The organism is Actinocrispum wychmicini (genome assembly GCF_004345645.1).
Classification (GTDB): domain Bacteria; phylum Actinomycetota; class Actinomycetes; order Mycobacteriales; family Pseudonocardiaceae; genus Kibdelosporangium; species Kibdelosporangium wychmicini.
In genome coordinates this window covers 235,932-251,770 of sequence record NZ_SLWS01000002.1, presented here as the reverse complement: position 1 = coordinate 251,770, position 15,839 = coordinate 235,932, and the positions used below count along the sequence as shown (strand labels likewise).

Here is a 15,839-nt window from a genome sequence, read left to right as displayed (position 1 = left end):
CCGGACAACTCACCCGCTCGCGTTGGCGAGTCGGGTTGCCAGCGTTCTGACGTGTTCGACGAGTTCCGGGGGTTCGTGTATCTGGAAGTCGAATCCCTTGCCTGCCACGTAGATGGCCAACTCGTCCAGCGAGTTGGATCCGGCCCGCAGGGTGCAGCTCTGCTCGTCGATCGGCTCCAGGGTCGCGGTGGTGGGGGAGATCCGCTCCGCCGCGGTCTCGGCGTTGACGTGCAGGGTGAAGCGGGCTTGGTAGCGGTAGGCCGACGTGGAGATCGCGCGTGAGGTGTAGCCGCTGAGATCGGGGTCTGGTGGGGTGCGTGGGGTGAACCGGGGGCCGGTGGGCGTGCGCGGGTTGAGGCGGTCCACGCGGTAGGTACGCCAGTCCTGGCGGTCGACGTCCCAGCCGATGAGGTACCAGCGCCGGCCCGAATGCACCAGTCGGTGCGGCTCGGTGGTGCGGAGGCTTTTGGTTGCGTCGTGGGTGCGGTAGTCGAAGCGCAGGCGCAGCGAGTCTCGGCAGGCGGCGGCGATGGCGGTGAGGGTGCTCGGGTCGACGGTGGGGCCGGTGTTGGCCATCGGCACGGTCATCGACTGCAAGGCGTTGATCCGGTGGCGCAGCCGGGACGGCAGTACCTGTTCGAGCTTGGCCAGGGCCCGCACCGAGGTCTCCTCGATACCGGTGATGGAACCGCCGGCGGCCGTGCGCAGGCCCATCGCGACCGCGACGGCCTCATCATCGTCGAGCAGCAGCGGCGGCACGTCCGCGCCGGCGCCCAACCGGTAGCCGGCGGTGCCCGCGGTGGCCAGCACAGGGTAGCCGAGGGCCCGCAGGCGCTCGATGTCACGTCGCACGGTACGCGCGGTGATCTCCAGTCGCTCGGCGAGTTCGGCGCCGGACCAGTCGCGTCGTGTCTGCAAGAGCGAGAGCAGTCGCAGCAACCGTGCCGAGGTTTCCCACATGCGTTGAAGTCTGCCATCAACCTAGGACCGAATCAGACCTAACCGGCTTCTAGCGTAGTCGGCATGCGGAACAACAGCGAGATCCGGCCCTTCACCATCGACATTCCCCAGGCTGACCTGGATGATCTGCGTGACCGGCTCACCAGAACCCGGTGGGCCGCGGACCTGCCCGATGTCGGCTGGAGCCGCGGGGTGCCGGTGAGCTACCTCAAAGTGCTGGCCGAGTACTGGCGCGACGGCTACGACTGGCGCGCCCATGAGCGGGAACTGAACTCCTATCCCCAGTTCACCACCCAGATCGACGGACAGAACATCCACTTCCTGCACGTCCGCTCGCCCGAGCCGGACGCACTGCCGCTGATCCTGATCCACGGCTGGCCCGGCTCCGTCGCGGAGTTCCTCAACGTCATCGGCCCGCTGACCGACCCCAGAGCACACGGCGGAGACCCGGCGGACGCGTTCCACCTCGTGATCCCGTCGAATCCCGGCAGCGGCTTCTCCGGGCCGACCCGCGAGGCCGGCTGGGACACCAACCGGGTGACCAGGGCGTTCGCCGAACTGATGAACCGGCTCGGCTACGACCGCTACGGCGCCCAGGGCGGCGACACCGGCGCGGTCATCGCCCCAGGGCTCGGCCGGCTCAACCCCGACAAGGTTGTCGGCGTGCACACGAACGGGCTCTCCGCGTTCACCGAGGTCAACCCCGACGATCTGGGCGAGCTGACCGAGGCCGATCGGGCGCGGCTCGCGCATCTGGCGTACCTGAAGACCGAGGGGTCCGGCTACGCGATGATGCAGATCAGCCGGCCGCAGACCCTGGCGCACGGGCTGCACGACTCCCCGGTCGGACAACTGGCCTGGATCGTGGAGAAGTTCAAGGAGTGGACCGATCCGGCCGCCGAACTGCCCGAGGACGCGGTGGACCGGGATCAGCTGCTCACCAACGTGATGCTGTACTGGTTGACCGGCACCGCCGGGTCCTCGGCCAACAGCTACTACGAGACCGCCCATGCCGGAGCCTGGGGCGCGAGTCAGCGTTCCACGGTGCCCACCGGGGTCGCGGTGTTCCCCCTGGACGTGTCGATCCGACCCACTGTCGAGCTCGAACACACTGTCGTGCACTGGTCCGAATTCGACCGCGGCGGCCACTTCGCCGCCATGGAAGCCCCCGACCTGCTCACCGGCGACATCCGGGAGTTCTTCGGCAAACTACGCTGACACCACCGCGGCTGTGCGTGCCGAGGAATACGTCCACGCAGGTCAACAGCCACTCATTCGGTCGACAGCACCCGCCGTTGCGTGATGTCGGCTGCCACCAGTCGTCCCGCGTTGTCCCAGAGCGTGACGTTGGTGCCGTGTGCGCGAAATCCGGGTGGGTCCGATTCGGGGAACCGGATGTCCAGGGCGGGCGTGGTGTGTGCTGCCGCGTGCACCAGTGTGCCGGTCGTGAACATCGATCCGCTGACGCGGGGGGAGTCGCAGGTGATCGTGTTCCCGTTGGCCAGCAGCCCGGTGGTGTCCTCGGGTAGTTTGACGCGTCGGCGCAGGGCCATCGACGGCAGGTCCCAGTGCCACAGTTCGTCGTCGACAGCCGCGGCCAGGCTGTTCGGGACGCGTTGCAGCGACCGGATCTGGTTGTCACGGGTCAGTTCGCGCCACATCACCCTGGGCGGTTCGGCGTGCGTGTCCAGCCACGCGATGCCGTCCTCGTCCACGGTGATCGCGATCGCGCCGTCGTAGGACGGGACGAACCGCGTGTTGTGCAGGCTCGTCCAGCGGGTCACCTTGCGGCTGGTCAGGTCGAGCCGGTGAATCTCGCACGACTCGCCCAGGCGGGCGACCAGCAACGCGCTGCCACCGTGGTCGGCGACCACGAGTTCGTGCGCGGGCACGCTCCACCGCGCGCGGATTGTGTCGTCCGACGCCCGGAGGGTCACGCCCAGGTCGCCGTGCGCGATCAGGAACGCGCCGCTGTCCAGGGCGACCGCGTCCAGGATCGGCAGCTCACCCTTGCGCAGTGGGACTTCGATTACCAGGGTGCCGTTCGGGTCCGCGTGCATCCTCCTGGCCGGGAGGTCGACGACCAGCAACGGGTCGGCGCGGTAAGTCAACGCGCTGACCGGGGTGTCGTCGCCGAGTGATGCGCGCAGGGCGGCTGTGCAGATTCGCCGGTCCACGGCCGGGTCCCGAATCGTGACCTTGGTGAGCGTGGCCACGAACTGACCCCGGTGTTCGCCATCCAAAGTGGACATCGCGGCTCGCTGGGTGTCGGCCGATGGCCACTCGGCCAGCAGATACGCCAGCAGGTGGGCCGCTGTGCGGCCGCCGAGGGCCATGCCGTGCTGGATGTTCGTCAGCACGGTCGGCCGCAGGTCGTCCGCCGGCCACGCGGCTTCCACGGCCGCCAGGTGGTCGTTGGCCTGTTGTAGGAAGCGGACCCATTCGATCCGGAGCGGCCGGGCGGCTTCTTTGTCCACTCTGGACATGAAGGCGATCGCGGTGGCGAACGCCCCGAATGTCCGGGCCACCGTGATCGCTCGGTCCCGGTCGCCCGCCTGCCACCACAGCCGGACGATCACGTCCGGTGCCAGCCGCCGCCCTTCGGCGAGTTCGGCCGCTGTCCGGTAGCGCTGGTGGCGTTCCAGCACGGCGACGGCCGTGGACGGCTGGTTGAGCAGGTCGGCGTAGACGAACGCGGCCTCGTCGATCCTGCCCTCGTGTTCCAGGCGCTGGGCCGCGGTCCGGTACATGTCGTTCAGACGCGGCCCGCCGCTGCTGCCGACAGTCCGGTTGCTGGGGCGCATGATGAACGTGGGCTTGATCTGGCCTGTGCGTCGCCGAGGCAGGCGGTACGCCGGTTTCGTGCCAGCACCGTCGCGGACGCCGATCGCCTCACGTAAGGCGTCGTCCCATTGCCGTTGCTCGAACAGACGCGACAGCCTGCGCAGGTAACGCTCGTACGCGGCTTGTGTCACGAGCCGGGCGAACCGCCACATGAAGCCGGTTTTCGGCGCCGGCTCTTCTTGGCCGAGTTTGCCGACTGCGCGTTGCGTCCGCACGATGGGTGTCTCGACCGCTCGCGTGGCCGTGAGCGGCGCGTCGGCCGGTGTCAGCCGGTGCATCTCGCCCATGTCGATCCAGTCGGCGAGGTCGATCTTGGGCAGCTGGTCCAGGTCGGCCCGCAGCACGTCGCCGCCGACGGGTACGGCTGTGGGGTCCGTCAACGGCAGCCCAGGCGCCTTCTCGGCCCGGACCGTCACCGCCTTCGCCAACACGACGAGCCACACCCCCGTGGGCAGCTCGTACACGCGGGCGCCGTCGCCCCACCACTCCAGAACCCGCTGCCGGGCCTCGTGTTCGCCGATGAGCGGCCGGTCGACGACGAAGGCGGCCGCGGTCACCCGGCCCCGGAACGTCACCGGTCACCCCGCAGCCGCAGGAGCAGCTCGCCGGTCTGGAGGTCGCCGACTTCCACCTTGCCGTCGCTGTGCTCGACCGCGATCCACGGCTTCGTCGGGTGGACCGTGGGCGGGGTGATTCCGGCCGACCACTTGCTGAGCGTCACGACCTTGCCGAGGCGGACCGCGCGCACGAGCAGCCCGGCGCGGGACAGGGTGATCAGCGTCGGCTTGCCGTCGATCCGGTGCAGGCCGATGACCTGGGCGCCGTCCTCGATGGTCACCACGTCGTCCGGGTGCTCGAGCGCCCACTCGATGCCGTCCGCCGACCACGCCTTGAGGCCACCGCCCAGGAAGACCCGCGACCCGGGGTTGATGTTCAGCTGGGAGCCGTTGACCCAGACTCCGGTTGGGGTGCGGTAGGCGCGGAGCGGGGAGTCGAAAACCGGACCGGTGGCGACGGCGGCGATAGTTGGTGAGATGAGCGAGCTGAGCTTGCCGGACGGTTCGGCGTGCCACCATTTCCCGTCGATGTTGAACAGGAGCGCGCCGCTGTCGAAGTACAGCGGCCGCAGGGTCTCGAACATGGCGTCATCCAGCGAGATGTTCTTCAGCGACAGGGAGATCCGGTCCACTCCGCCGAGTTTCTTCCCGATGACCCGCGCGACCAGCGTGTCGTCAGTCTGGCACAACGCGACCAGCCGCCTGCCCAGGTACGACGCGGCGACTACCGGCCCGGGGAACCGGTATTGCCGCACCTTGGTCTGCGGCACATGGACGGCGCGGATCTCGGTGAGGTCCTTGCCGCGTCCGATCAACTGTTGTCCGCCGCTGGAGAACAACGGGTAGCGCATACCTCCGGACGACGTCTCCACCGCCTGGCGGAACGCGGCCCCGCGTAGCGTCCGCACGGCCACATTCCGGCCAGGCAAGGGAAGTTCCGCGTCGGCGTCCGCGAGTGTGATCTTCACGGCGGTGGCGCCGTTGGCGTCCCATGCGGACTCGGCGCATACCAGCGTGTGTGGGCGGCCGGGCAGATGTCGGGCGAGCCGGGGGCCGGTGAGCACCCACATCTCGTCCGCCGCGGTCAGATCGGCGCTCCACCGGCGCACGTCGTCCGCTTCGGGCGCGGTGCTCCGGCGGGCACTTACCCAGCCCAGCAGTAGTTGGGCGATGTCACCTTCGCGCCACCGCCCGGCCTCGTCACCGAGCACTCCCAACGCCAGTTCGCTGCCGCGTGCTTGGGCACGCCTGTGTAGCACGATCAGCGCGGCCAGTTGCACGAGCCGGCTCGCGCCGATCTGGTCCGGGCCGGTGTCCGCCAGCACCGCGATCCGGCCGCGTCGCCTGGTGTTCTGGTACGCAGGGGCCATGTGCAGCAGTTCGTTGCCTGCCGCGCGGCGCAGGAACTCCAGCGGGAACTCATCCGCGAGGGCCCATTCCGACATGAGGATCCGCTCGGGGATGCCGTGTCGTGTGATGCCGCTGTAGCCGTCGAACACGTCACCCTGGCCGGTTCCGTTGTCGTACCGGCTGACCATCGTGTCGAGCGTGCGCAGCAGCGGGCCGAGCGCCACCGCCGCGGCTACTTCCAGTGTGGACAGTGCGGTCGCCCAGGGGGCCAGTGCGGCGGGAAGCTGAGTCATGCCAGCTCCGCCTGCCGTACGGGCATGGCGCCGGTCAATACCCGACCGGGGAGCACAGCCAGCGCGTCGGGCAGCGCGGCTTTCAGGAAGCTGGACGGCACGGATGGCCGCAACAGCGTCGGCACCAGCAGCCCGTCCTCCCACCCGAGATACACCGCGCCGTCGGCCCATGGCAGGTCATCGCCGAGGATCAGCGTCCAGCCGTCACCGACCGCGGCCCTGATCGCCACACCGTCCGCCAGGCGTTTCCGGGCGGCGTCGTACAGGCTGTCCGTGCCCGCGACGGCCACGGGCCGCAATGGTGGTTCGCGGCGGGTCCACGTGATGTTCACGGCCGGGCGGCGAGGATGAGCCGGGCGCGGACGCCCTTGAGCTGTTCGGACATGTCGGTCGAGGCGATGCTCGCGTCGATCTCGCGAAGCGTCGCCTCCACCCGCAGGCGCTCGTCCTGACTGGTCGGGTCGCCCAGTGTCGCGAGCAGCTTCTCGGCGGTCTCCGCGAGCCTTCGGTCGCGTGCCTGGACGCCGTCGGAGAACTCCTCGGCCGCGTACACCAGGCCATCGTTGCCCGCACTGGTAAGCATGTCCGCCAGCGCGTCCTTGGCCAGTGCCTGGGTGTCCGCGGTCGGCGCGACGATCGGCAACACCCACAGGTCGCTGGGCGTCGCTACGGTCCGTCCATCCAGGACGGCCGCAGCCGCGACGAGTCGCTGCGCGCGCACAGCCCGTCGGTCGGTGATGGTGATACCTGCGTTGCGCATCCGGCGGATGGCGGTGGCGACGAGCGGCACCATCGCCGTCATGTCGACGTCGCGGGCTTGGCGCGCCAGTCGGTCGACCGCTGGCAGCAGATCGTTTCCGGCGGTGGCCGCGGATCGCCAGCCGGTTTCCAGCAGCTCTTCCAGGCGAGCGTCGGCCACCGGCGCGACGAACAGGCGGGCCAGGAACCGGTCGGCGAACGCGGCCAGCGCCGGGTCCTCCGGCAGGGTGTTGGTCGCGCCCACACAGACCCGCAGCGGACACGTGACGTTCGTGCCGCCACGCCGGAACACGCGCTCGTTCAGCACACCGAGCAGCGTGTTCAGAATCGCCGTGGAGCCGAGGAAGACCTCGTCGAGGAACGCGACGTCGGCCTCGGGCAGCATGCCCGCGGTCTCGATCTCCACGACGCCGTCCCGCAGGCGCCGCAGGTCGACCGGGCCGAAGATCTCGTTCGGCTCGGTGAACCGGCCCAGGACGTACTCGAAGTACCGCCCACCCAGCTGCGCGGCCGTCCGCCGGACGGCCTCGGACTTGGCTGTGCCGGGTGCACCGACTACCAGCAAGTGTTCACCCGCGACCGCACACAACACCACGACCTCGGCGATGAGCTCCCGGTCGACCAACCCGTCCCGTGTGGCCACCACCGCCGCTCGCACGGCCGCCGCGTCATTCCCCTGCACGCCGCGAGTGTAGGGAAACTTCAAGTCCCCAACCCTCGAATTACTCGACCAGCGCGACCCCTTCGGCGTGGCACAGTGGATGTGTGACGTGGGCGGCGGCGTCACACGACAGCACTGAGACAAGGTCACGCCGGCCGCCCACGGCGCGGCCGATCGCGACGATCGCGGTCCCCAACTCGTCGTCGCTCACGGACCCGGAGGTGTCGACGATCACACAGACACGGGGCGGCCGGCGCCGCAGGCTCGGCATGACGACACCGGGCAGACCAGCTGACCTGCGCGACGGCCGTCCGTAGGTGTAGTCCTCACTCGCACCGGGGCCAGACATCGCCGACCGGACCGCTCCCAACAGTTCCCGCCACGGATCGTTCGCGAGCAGGAGGCGAGTCGTGATGCGATTCCTGCGGTTCGGTGGGTGTTGGTGCCGTGGCGGACTTGATTGTTGTGGCGGCGGATGGTGTTGTGACAGCTGGCCAGTTGTCGCCAGACGGTCCCGTCGACGGTTCATGCACTACCGGAGTCGCCGCCGCAGATAGAGCGACGTGGCATCGCGGTTGCCGGTGGGGCGAGGACCGGCCGGCCTATCACCGCTGAAACTTTGCGCAAGCGATTGCGGCTTGGTGCGGCGAAATCTCGCGAGTGGTGCCGAGCCATTCGTGCCGACGACCGAGCTGTCGTGTGCAGTAGGTAGGGCATCGGCGATGCTTGTGCCCGGCGGTTGGTCAGAACAGTTCGTTCCGAGTTTGACCAACCGGTTGCGGACAGGTCAGTCGCGACAGCTTGACATGCTCAACCCCCGACCGCGACAAGGACAGCACCCGCATCTGGCCGCGTTGGCGCACAGCCGGGTCGCCCGTCCCGCGAGTTGGGCCGGACTCACCCGGCACATGACGGACCTAATCCGGCCCGGAATGACCAGGTGCCGATCTGGCACAAAGTCGCACCCCAACCAACCACTATGACAACCAGCCGACCGCACGTCCGGTGGCTGATCGGGGACAGCCAGTCACGCCGGGGGGCGACAGCCATCGGCGTGCTGGGTGTGGCGGTACTCGTCGGGGTGGCTGGATACCTTGCCTCCGACACGGCTCGCAGTCTGGGACCGCGTCAGCCCAAGGGTGCCTGAACGGTGATCGCCACTGGTGCTTGCTCGCCAGAAGTGATCCGCAGGACGTACGCGCCCTGCTCCAGGCCAGCCACGTCGAACGTGCGACGCCCCGCGGTGTCGACCGACTCCGCCGCGATGTTGCCGGCGTCGTCCAGCAGTTCGACGCGCACCGACGCGGGCAGCACGCCGGTGGTCGCCTCGCCGATGACGAGCTGCCCATCGCTCAGCACGTCCTCGTTGAGAATGATGCCGCGGTACGTTTCGCCCTTCACCCAGTCCGGGTGCGGTCCCTCCCACCAGTGCGGCAGGATCTGGACCTCTGGCCAGTTCTTGTGCAGGGCCTCGTCGTTGAGCGTGAGCCCGACGTAGAGCGAGTAGCGGGTGTGCGTCGACCCGGATACCCGCAGGTAGCACGTCTCTCCGGGTTTCCAGCTGAGCGTGACATCCCTGTCGTGCTTGCTGAATATCTGCTGGCGTGCCGCGTCGTACGCCGTGACGTCCACCTGTTCGTCGCTGTGCACGATGATCTGTGGGATGTTCAGGGCGCCGATGTCGGTGGGCACGGTGAAGGTGAAGTAGTCCACGTCGGTTGTGCCAGGGCCGGTGCCGCTTGTGTGCAGTGTCAGGTTGAACGACCCTGGACCGTGCTTGGACCGGTGGTGCAGGTCGGGGATGGGGTTCCGCACGAAGCGCAGCTGGGTCGCGGTGTCGAACGAGTCGTTGCCCTCGAACCAGTCGGGGTCGAGGTGGCCCGGTGTGAGACGCCCGGTCAGCAGGTACGCGGTCGGGCCGTTGCCGGTCACGACGATCCGATACTGCCCGGAGCCGACTGCGGCGGTGAGCAGGGCCGCGCCGGCTCCTGTCGAGACGACCGTGCTGTCCGGGTCCGCCATCGATGCCGGGTCGGTCGCCTCGATCGCGAGCGTGACGTTCGCGAGCCGCTCGTACCACTGGAGATCCACCTGGATCGTCGAGAACGCGGAGACGTTGATCAGGAACGTGTCGCGATCACCGTTGCGGTTGATCGCCTCGTTGAAGATCGGCTTGAACGTGCCGTCCGCGTGCGGGAACAACGTCTCCTGCGGCTTCTCGAACACGTCCTCCGCGAAACGGCCCGCCATGGCGGCCCACACCGCGGCATAGGCGTCCAAACCCTTGCCGCCCGGTCCCGCGCCGTCCCATCCGGTGTTCACCAGTGTGTCGCGGACCTGGTCCATGGTCAGATTCGGGTTCGCGGCGCGGACCATCGCGGCGACGCCCGCGGTGAGCGGCGCTGAGAAGGATGTCCCGGACAGGGGCTTGCCGTCCATCGCACCAGGATTCGGGACTAGCGGGATATTGACGCCTGGGGCCCAGAGGTCCACGGAACTGCCGTAGTTGGAGAAGCCGGCCTTGGTGCCGTCGTCGTTCAGCGCGCCGATGGTCAGGGCACGCGGCGTTCGCGAGGCCGGGCGCTTGACGGCGTCGTCGGGCAGGCTGATGTTGTCGTTGCCTGCGGCGGCGAACATGATCGTGCCGTTGTCGGCAGCCCAGTTGAAGGTGTCGTTCCAGGCGCTCGTGCCGAAGAACAGCTCGATGGAGGTGAATGTGCCCGAGTAGTTCACGATCGGGATGCCCCACTGGGCGCACCGGATCATCGCCGTCTTCGCCGAGTCGGCGGTGCGGTCGTCATAGAAGAAACACAGGTGGGCAACCGTGCCGCCGGACCCAGCCGCGGCCTTCTTGTTTCCCACGACGGCACCGGCCACGCCCGCCACTGAGGTGCCGTGGTAGTTCGTGCGACCCGGTCCGGTCGGTATGCCCTGCGAGTCGCTCACCGCGTTCCACTGCGGGCCGCCGGCCCCGATGTCAGCGAAGGTCTGTGCGCCCGCCGAGTCGGGCGGCGCCTGGGGAGCGTCGAACCAGAAGCCACTGTCGACAATGCAAATGAACACCACGGGGCTCACCGAACGCGCGATACGCATGCTTTCGATCAGCTGCCACGCCGCGGCAACACGCGTGCGTCCGGTCATGCTGTTCCACTTGAACGGGTCGATGTCGAACGCCAGGTAGGGACCTTCATGAGGCTCGTGCAGTGGAAGCGTCGCATCGGTGCCGATCTCGTTCAACCAGATGCCCCGGCCATCGGTGACCATCGGCGCTATCAGCCGCGTCAGCGCAGCGGCCGTGTCGTCGGAGAACGTCAGGCGTTCGGCGGGCAGCCCGGCTCGGCTCAGGTACGCCTCTAGGTCGACGTCACGCGCTTCGGGCACACGCTCGAACTGGATCCGGACGCTGCGGGGCAGCCCGGCCAGGTCGACCGGGGTCTCCCGGCCGAGCCCGGCGTCGCGGAACTCCGCCGGCGGGTCGGGGTCGTAGACGTCGCGCACGATCCGTCCGCCGTGCGCCAACATGCGGTCGATCAGGTCACGGTCGGCTGCGTCGACGACCACCTCGTCGGCAACGAAGGTGGTCGGGGTGCGCCCATCCAGCCGCAAGGCCGAGACAGTACGCTCGTGCAGATTGGCACTAGCGAGCGCGTATCGCGCCGTCCGTCCGTGCGGCTCGTCGATATCGATTCTCATCGGATCTCCCAATAGTCGATGGCATGTATGGAATGAGGACCCGTTATGCCAACAGATACCGATTGCGGAATCAATTTCAGGTCACGGCCCGACGGGCAGTTCCAGCCAGTAGTTACAGAGCGAACAGAAGCTATCACCCTAGCGAACGACGGGTCATCCGATCACCTGGTCAATTGTGGTCGTCTGCCCGCGGAAGTGGTCAGGTGGAGGCGGAAACTACACCTACTATAGGTAGTCGTCGAGTTTTCGTCTCGTGATGTCAGGACCAGATCAATCAGGTGGATTCTCGCGGGCTTTGTGTCCGGACTTTCCAGTGCCGCATCTGGTCAAGGTCACCCGGTCCACGCGGGACCGTGTCCGGTTGCGGCGGGCCGGGATCGTGCTGGCCTCGGTGCAGGGCCGCAGCGCCAGGGACATCGCGGTCATGTTCGCCGCGACCGACAGTTATCTGCGGGAGGTGATCCACGCGTTCAACGACCTCGGGGTTTGCAGCCTTGGACCCAAAATGGAGCGGCGGCCGACCGCGTAAGTTCGGTCCGGCCGCCAACGCCTCCTGGCTGAACTGGATCGAGTGCGAGTTCACCGCATCGCGGTACTTCACCCTCGACGGCAGCGACTACCCCTCCCACACCGCCCAGGAACTGGCCATCGCCCGCCACATCCGTTGGGCCAACAAGCAAGCCACCCCGAAAAGGCACTTCGCCACAAACTCCAAGATCCGCAGACCCGATTACCCACCCAACGTTGCATGATGCGGCACTAGTGGGCTCCCGCGGTGGCGTCGGGGTGCAGGTGCTCGCGCAGCATCCGGAAGGTGCCGACCAACTGGTCCAACTCTTGGAGGGTGAGCACGTCGACGAGGGCCGAATCGATCGCGGCGAACAGGCCGGGTAGGTGAGCGGTGAGGCGATCGAGGCCCTCGTCGGTGAGCACGGCGAGCAGGCTGCGGCGGTCATCCGAGCTGAGCTGCCTGGTGAGCAGGCCGCGGTGTTCGAGACGGTCGACGATGCGGGTGACCCCGCTCGTCGAGAGGGCGGTCTGGGCGGCGAGGTCGCTCATGCGCAGCCGGTGACCAGGGGATCGGGCGAGCCGAATGAGCACATCGAAGTCCGTGCCAGAAAACCCGGCGGTCGCGTGCACCTTGTCCAAGCGCGCCATCAGCCCACCATGCACCTCGACCAACAGGCCGATCACGGTCAGCCGGGGGTCGGTGAAGGTCGCCACGGCCTCATGCTAGCAGTTAGTTGACGCGAGGAATATCCTCGTGTACAAACTTTACTTGTCACAACAAATTTCCTCGCAGCAACTAACTGGCCAAGGGGCGGTCGGGTCGATGCATCCGCTTCCCCGCGATCGGAGCGACCATGGCGACCTTCACCCCAGCCGAACTGGCCTACCTCGATGTCGAGCCGGGCGAACGCAGGCTCGGCCGGCTCGCCACCATCACCAGGGACGGCCGCCCGCACCTGGTCCCCCTCGGCTGGTACTACAACGCCGAGCTCGGCACGATCGACATTTCCGGCCGCGACTTCGCTGCCACCCGCAAGTTCCGCAACGTGCGGCACAACCCCAACGTCGCCTTCGTCGTCGACGATGTCCTGCCCCCATGGCGCCCCCGCTGCGTCACCATCCAGGGCCGCGCCGAGGCCATCGACGCCCCGGCGACCGGCGGCGAGGCCCTGATCCGCATCACCCCGGAAACGATCACATCCTGGGGTCTGGACGAAGGAGAGCAACGATGACCTCACGCAGGACCGTGTTGACCGGCACGGCGGCCGCAGCGGCCGGAGTGCTCGCTGCGCCGCGAGCAGCGGCCGAGCAGCCGGCGCGATCGCCGATCTGGCGGCAGGAGGATGTGGCGTTGCTGCTTGTCGATTATCAGCCGGAGACATTCGCCGGTTTGCGCGGCGCCGATCCCCGGGTGATTGAGCTCAATGCCCGATTGTTGGCCAGGATGGCGGTCGCCCTGTCCATTCCCGTTGTGCTCACCACGGTTGGCGTGGCGATGGGGATTAACGGGCCGACGGTTCCGGCCTTGCTGGGTGATGTGCCGGGCTTTCAACCCATTGACCGGAGCACAATGGATGCCTGGGACGACCCCGCCGTACGCCGCGCGGTCCACGCGACTGGCCGGCGGCGGGTGGTGATTGGCGGGCTTTACAGCGAGATTTGTGTTGCCTTTCCCACCGTGCACATGCTGGCCGCCGGTCTGGACCTGGCCGTCATCGGCGACGCCATTGCCGGTCAGAGCACCACCGCCTATGATCGCGCGTTGGATCGCATGATTCATGCTGGTGCCACGGCGAGTACCGCCATGGCTATGGTGCTCGAGTGGTTCCGCGACTGGGCCTCGCCACAGGCGCGGCGCGCGTTGCCCGTTTTGCAGTGGTACAACGCCGAACTTGGCCGCCAGGCCAGCTCGTAATCTCTCAACATTGGGCTATTCGGGGAGTGGCAATCTCCTGCACTCACTGATGGCTTCCATCCAGCACAGCCGACAATCAGATCAAGGGCTCGAACTGCTTCCTGAACCCAGGGCCCGTGTGCACGGTGACCGTCTGACCTAGTGCCGCGTCATGCAACGTTGGGTGGGTAATCGGGTCTGCGGATCTTGGAGTTTGTGGCGAAGTGCCGTTTCGGGGTGGCTTGCTTGGTGGCCCAACGGATGTAGCGGGCGATGGCCAGTTCCTGGGCGGTGTGGGAGGGGGAGTCGCTGCCGTCGAGGGTGAAGTACCGCAATGCGGTGGACTCGCACTCGGTCCAGTTCAGCCAGGAGGCGTTGGCGGCCGGACCGAACTTACGCGGTCGGCCGCCGCTGCATTTGGGGTCCAAGGCTGCGAACCCCGAGGTCGTTGAACGCGTGGATCACCTCCCGCAGATGACTGTCGGTCGCGGCGAACATGACCGCGATGTCCCTGGCGCTGCGGCCCTGCACCGAGGCCAGCACGATCCCGGCCCGCCGCGACCGGACACGGTCCCGCGTGGACCGGGTGACCTTGACCAGCCGCTGGGCCTGCTCAGGCTCCAGCGGACGAACGAACACCTCAGGCCGACGTCCCACTCAACCACCACCTCCAGCGGCCCAGCCTGAACCATCAACCAACAGCACGTCCACGCGACACGATTACAGCGCCAACGTTGGTTGACGCGGCACTAGAACAGTGGGTGAGATACGTCGTCGTTCGACTGTGCCGAAGACACAGTTGAACACGAGGATACGTCGCGATTGACTGGCACCGTCCACGGTGCTCAATGTGCGTGAGCGCACTCTTTTCCGGGCAGGACCCTGTGCCAGTCGGTCAACGCGACAGGACGAGGTCTTCGCCGCGACGATCAAAACGCCATGCGGCGCCGGACCGGTCGAGAGATAAGAGCGGAGATCGTCTGTCGGGCATGGATCGAGCCTCGGCATTGCAGAGTCTGCGGGCGGATCCATCGCTCCGGCTAAACGATGCGGGAAGGCTTCTTGTTCGGACACTCGGTGTCTACCCAGCAGAGACGATCGAGTGGAAGAAGGTGGTCGATGATATGCCATCTCATTGCATTGGTATCGTCGTCAACCTCGCCCGCGAGAACGCTATGGCCTGGCAGCGCCTAGCAGACCATCTAAACGGACGCAGACGCGCACTCTAAAGTCTTTGACCGCCTTTAGTTTTACCGCGGCACGCTCGGCAGCGCCCGTGCCCCAGGTTTGGTGAGGCCGGTGCTTTTCATAGTGTCGCTGGTACTCTGGGGCGTGCGATGCCGCGGGCTTCGCTGGCCAAGAACTGCTTTCAAGTGTGGCCGGTTCGACGCGACGCGGGATCGATGCCAGCTGAGTTTGTGCAGCCTTCTCGTCGACCCGGAGCGCGGCTGCCGTTCGGGATTGGACACGCCCGTCGATGAAGGCGACGGGTCGCTCTCCGGCGGTGAGCGACAGCAGGTGTCGATCGCCAGGACGACCCTCAAGGACTCGACGAAAGGGGGACGAGGTTCGTTGCAGAAAGGCAGGAAACGGGTCAGCCGGGACGACGTGGTCGCCGAGTCGCTCGCGCTGCTGGACGAGTCAGGCATCGCCGCAGTCACGCTACGCGGCGTGGCCAAGCGCATGCAGGTGCACCTCAATTCGGTCTCGTTCCAGGTGAATACCAAGGCCAGGCTCTTCGAGCTGTTGGCGGATGCGATCCTCGGTGAGCTCTCGCTCAACGACCTTCCCGAGGATCCCAGAGACCGGATCGCCGAGATGTCGCGACGGCTGCGCTTGGCGCTGCTTGCGCACCGGGATGGCGCGCGCGTGGTCGCGGGCACGAAAGTGCTTGAGTCCAACACCCTGCACGTGGCAGAGGTGATCGTTGCGGCGTTCCTCGAGCTGGGCACCAGCGAGGCCGTGGCGGCGCGCACCGCCTGGGCGCTGCACTGCCTCCTCATCGGGCTGGTCCAGGAAGAGCAGTTCGAGCGCTCGGACCCGGCCAGCCGGTACGAGGCGAGCGCCGAGAAGTACCCGACCCTGGCTCGCGTGGAGAGGCTGTTCATGGACGACACGTTCGACGAGCGTTCGGAGTTCGGCATCGCGGCGCTGATCAGCCACGCGCTCTCGACGATCGAGGCGTTGCCGCGTCGCCGCTTGAGGCGATGACGTGCGACGCGGGTGCAGCATGTACAACACTGATCGGAAAAACAGGTGACGGTCCAGCGTCACCTGGACCCTCGTGTCAGGCTGCGGCGGTGAGGGTTGCAGGCGGT

Annotated in this window: 14 protein-coding genes; 5 read left to right on the top strand and 9 right to left on the bottom strand. The window is 67.4% G+C overall.

The features are described from left to right. Window positions 1–9: 9 nt before the first annotated feature. Window positions 10–960 carry a helix-turn-helix transcriptional regulator gene (locus EV192_RS09740; RefSeq protein ID WP_132113581.1) on the bottom strand — a complete coding sequence of 317 codons (951 nt, stop codon included), beginning with the start codon at window positions 958–960 and terminating at the stop codon, window positions 10–12. A 63-nt stretch (window positions 961–1,023) separates the two neighbouring features. On the opposite strand from EV192_RS09740, the gene EV192_RS09735 reads away from it, so the two are divergent. Then, entirely contained in the window at window positions 1,024–2,178 is a 1,155-nt protein-coding gene (locus EV192_RS09735) for an epoxide hydrolase family protein (RefSeq protein ID WP_132113579.1), read from the top strand. 53 nt (window positions 2,179–2,231) lie between these two features. On the opposite strand, the gene EV192_RS09730 is transcribed toward EV192_RS09735, so the two are convergent. The 6 genes from EV192_RS09730 to EV192_RS09705 form a co-directional block, all read right to left on the bottom strand. Next, window positions 2,232–4,379: a bpX6 domain-containing protein gene (locus EV192_RS09730; protein ID WP_132113577.1), complete on the bottom strand. Its 2,148-nt coding sequence runs from the start codon at window positions 4,377–4,379 to the stop codon at window positions 2,232–2,234. Then, window positions 4,376–6,004 (bottom strand): hypothetical protein, encoded by a 1,629-nt coding sequence (locus tag EV192_RS09725; RefSeq protein ID WP_132113575.1) that lies wholly within the window; start codon window positions 6,002–6,004, stop codon window positions 4,376–4,378. Before EV192_RS09725 ends, EV192_RS09730 begins: the two co-directional genes overlap by 4 nt. Further along, entirely contained in the window at window positions 6,001–6,336 is a 336-nt protein-coding gene (locus tag EV192_RS09720; protein WP_132113573.1) for a bpX5 domain-containing protein, read from the bottom strand. Before EV192_RS09720 ends, EV192_RS09725 begins: the two co-directional genes overlap by 4 nt. Next, complete coding sequence (locus EV192_RS09715) at window positions 6,333–7,445, bottom strand: AAA family ATPase (protein ID WP_132113571.1); 1,113 nt, start codon at window positions 7,443–7,445, stop codon at window positions 6,333–6,335. Before EV192_RS09715 ends, EV192_RS09720 begins: the two co-directional genes overlap by 4 nt. A 40-nt stretch (window positions 7,446–7,485) precedes the next feature. Beyond that, the gene (locus EV192_RS09710; protein ID WP_243726750.1) at window positions 7,486–7,773 is read right to left on the bottom strand and encodes a hypothetical protein; all 288 of its coding nucleotides are present in this window, start codon (window positions 7,771–7,773) and stop codon (window positions 7,486–7,488) included. Between the two features lie 779 nt (window positions 7,774–8,552). Further along, window positions 8,553–11,117, bottom strand: coding sequence for a S8 family peptidase (locus tag EV192_RS09705; RefSeq protein ID WP_132113569.1), 2,565 nt, complete (start codon window positions 11,115–11,117; stop codon window positions 8,553–8,555). Window positions 11,118–11,430: 313 nt separating this feature from the next. Here EV192_RS09705 and EV192_RS55620 point away from each other — a divergent pair, with 313 nt between their 5' ends. Beyond that, entirely contained in the window at window positions 11,431–11,646 is a 216-nt protein-coding gene (locus tag EV192_RS55620; protein ID WP_165960318.1) for a helix-turn-helix domain containing protein, read from the top strand. A 230-nt stretch (window positions 11,647–11,876) separates the two neighbouring features. Here the strand turns inward: EV192_RS55620 and EV192_RS09695 are convergent, their stop codons facing one another. Beyond that, window positions 11,877–12,341 (bottom strand): MarR family winged helix-turn-helix transcriptional regulator, encoded by a 465-nt coding sequence (locus tag EV192_RS09695; protein ID WP_207925957.1) that lies wholly within the window; start codon window positions 12,339–12,341, stop codon window positions 11,877–11,879. A gap of 140 nt (window positions 12,342–12,481) precedes the next feature. Here EV192_RS09695 and EV192_RS09690 point away from each other — a divergent pair, with 140 nt between their 5' ends. Then, complete coding sequence (locus tag EV192_RS09690) at window positions 12,482–12,859, top strand: PPOX class F420-dependent oxidoreductase (protein WP_132113567.1); 378 nt, start codon at window positions 12,482–12,484, stop codon at window positions 12,857–12,859. After that, a complete protein-coding gene (locus EV192_RS09685) occupies window positions 12,856–13,542 on the top strand; it encodes an isochorismatase family protein (RefSeq protein ID WP_132113565.1) in 687 nt (228 codons plus the stop codon). Before EV192_RS09690 ends, EV192_RS09685 begins: the two co-directional genes overlap by 4 nt. Before the next feature lie 372 nt (window positions 13,543–13,914). Here the strand turns inward: EV192_RS09685 and EV192_RS55615 are convergent, their stop codons facing one another. Next, window positions 13,915–14,178 (bottom strand): COG3415 family protein, encoded by a 264-nt coding sequence (locus EV192_RS55615; RefSeq protein WP_243726749.1) that lies wholly within the window; start codon window positions 14,176–14,178, stop codon window positions 13,915–13,917. 804 nt (window positions 14,179–14,982) lie between these two features. On the opposite strand from EV192_RS55615, the gene EV192_RS09675 reads away from it, so the two are divergent. After that, window positions 14,983–15,732, top strand: a complete 750-nt coding sequence (locus EV192_RS09675; RefSeq protein ID WP_207925956.1) for a TetR/AcrR family transcriptional regulator C-terminal domain-containing protein — start codon at window positions 14,983–14,985, stop codon at window positions 15,730–15,732. The last annotated feature ends 107 nt before the right edge of the window (window positions 15,733–15,839 follow it).

What these genes read in the sequence shown, in the direction of transcription:
- EV192_RS09705 (WP_132113569.1), bottom strand. Translation starts at nt 11,117, where the DNA reads ATGAGAATCGATATCGACGAGCCGCACGGACGGACGGCGCGATACGCG.
- EV192_RS09725 (WP_132113575.1), bottom strand. Translation starts at nt 6,004, where the DNA reads ATGACTCAGCTTCCCGCCGCACTGGCCCCCTGGGCGACCGCACTGTCC.
- EV192_RS09685 (WP_132113565.1), top strand. Translation starts at nt 12,856, where the DNA reads ATGACCTCACGCAGGACCGTGTTGACCGGCACGGCGGCCGCAGCGGCC.
- EV192_RS09740 (WP_132113581.1), bottom strand. Translation starts at nt 960, where the DNA reads ATGTGGGAAACCTCGGCACGGTTGCTGCGACTGCTCTCGCTCTTGCAG.
- EV192_RS09690 (WP_132113567.1), top strand. Translation starts at nt 12,482, where the DNA reads ATGGCGACCTTCACCCCAGCCGAACTGGCCTACCTCGATGTCGAGCCG.
- EV192_RS09710 (WP_243726750.1), bottom strand. Translation starts at nt 7,773, where the DNA reads ATGTCTGGCCCCGGTGCGAGTGAGGACTACACCTACGGACGGCCGTCG.
- EV192_RS09735 (WP_132113579.1), top strand. Translation starts at nt 1,024, where the DNA reads ATGCGGAACAACAGCGAGATCCGGCCCTTCACCATCGACATTCCCCAG.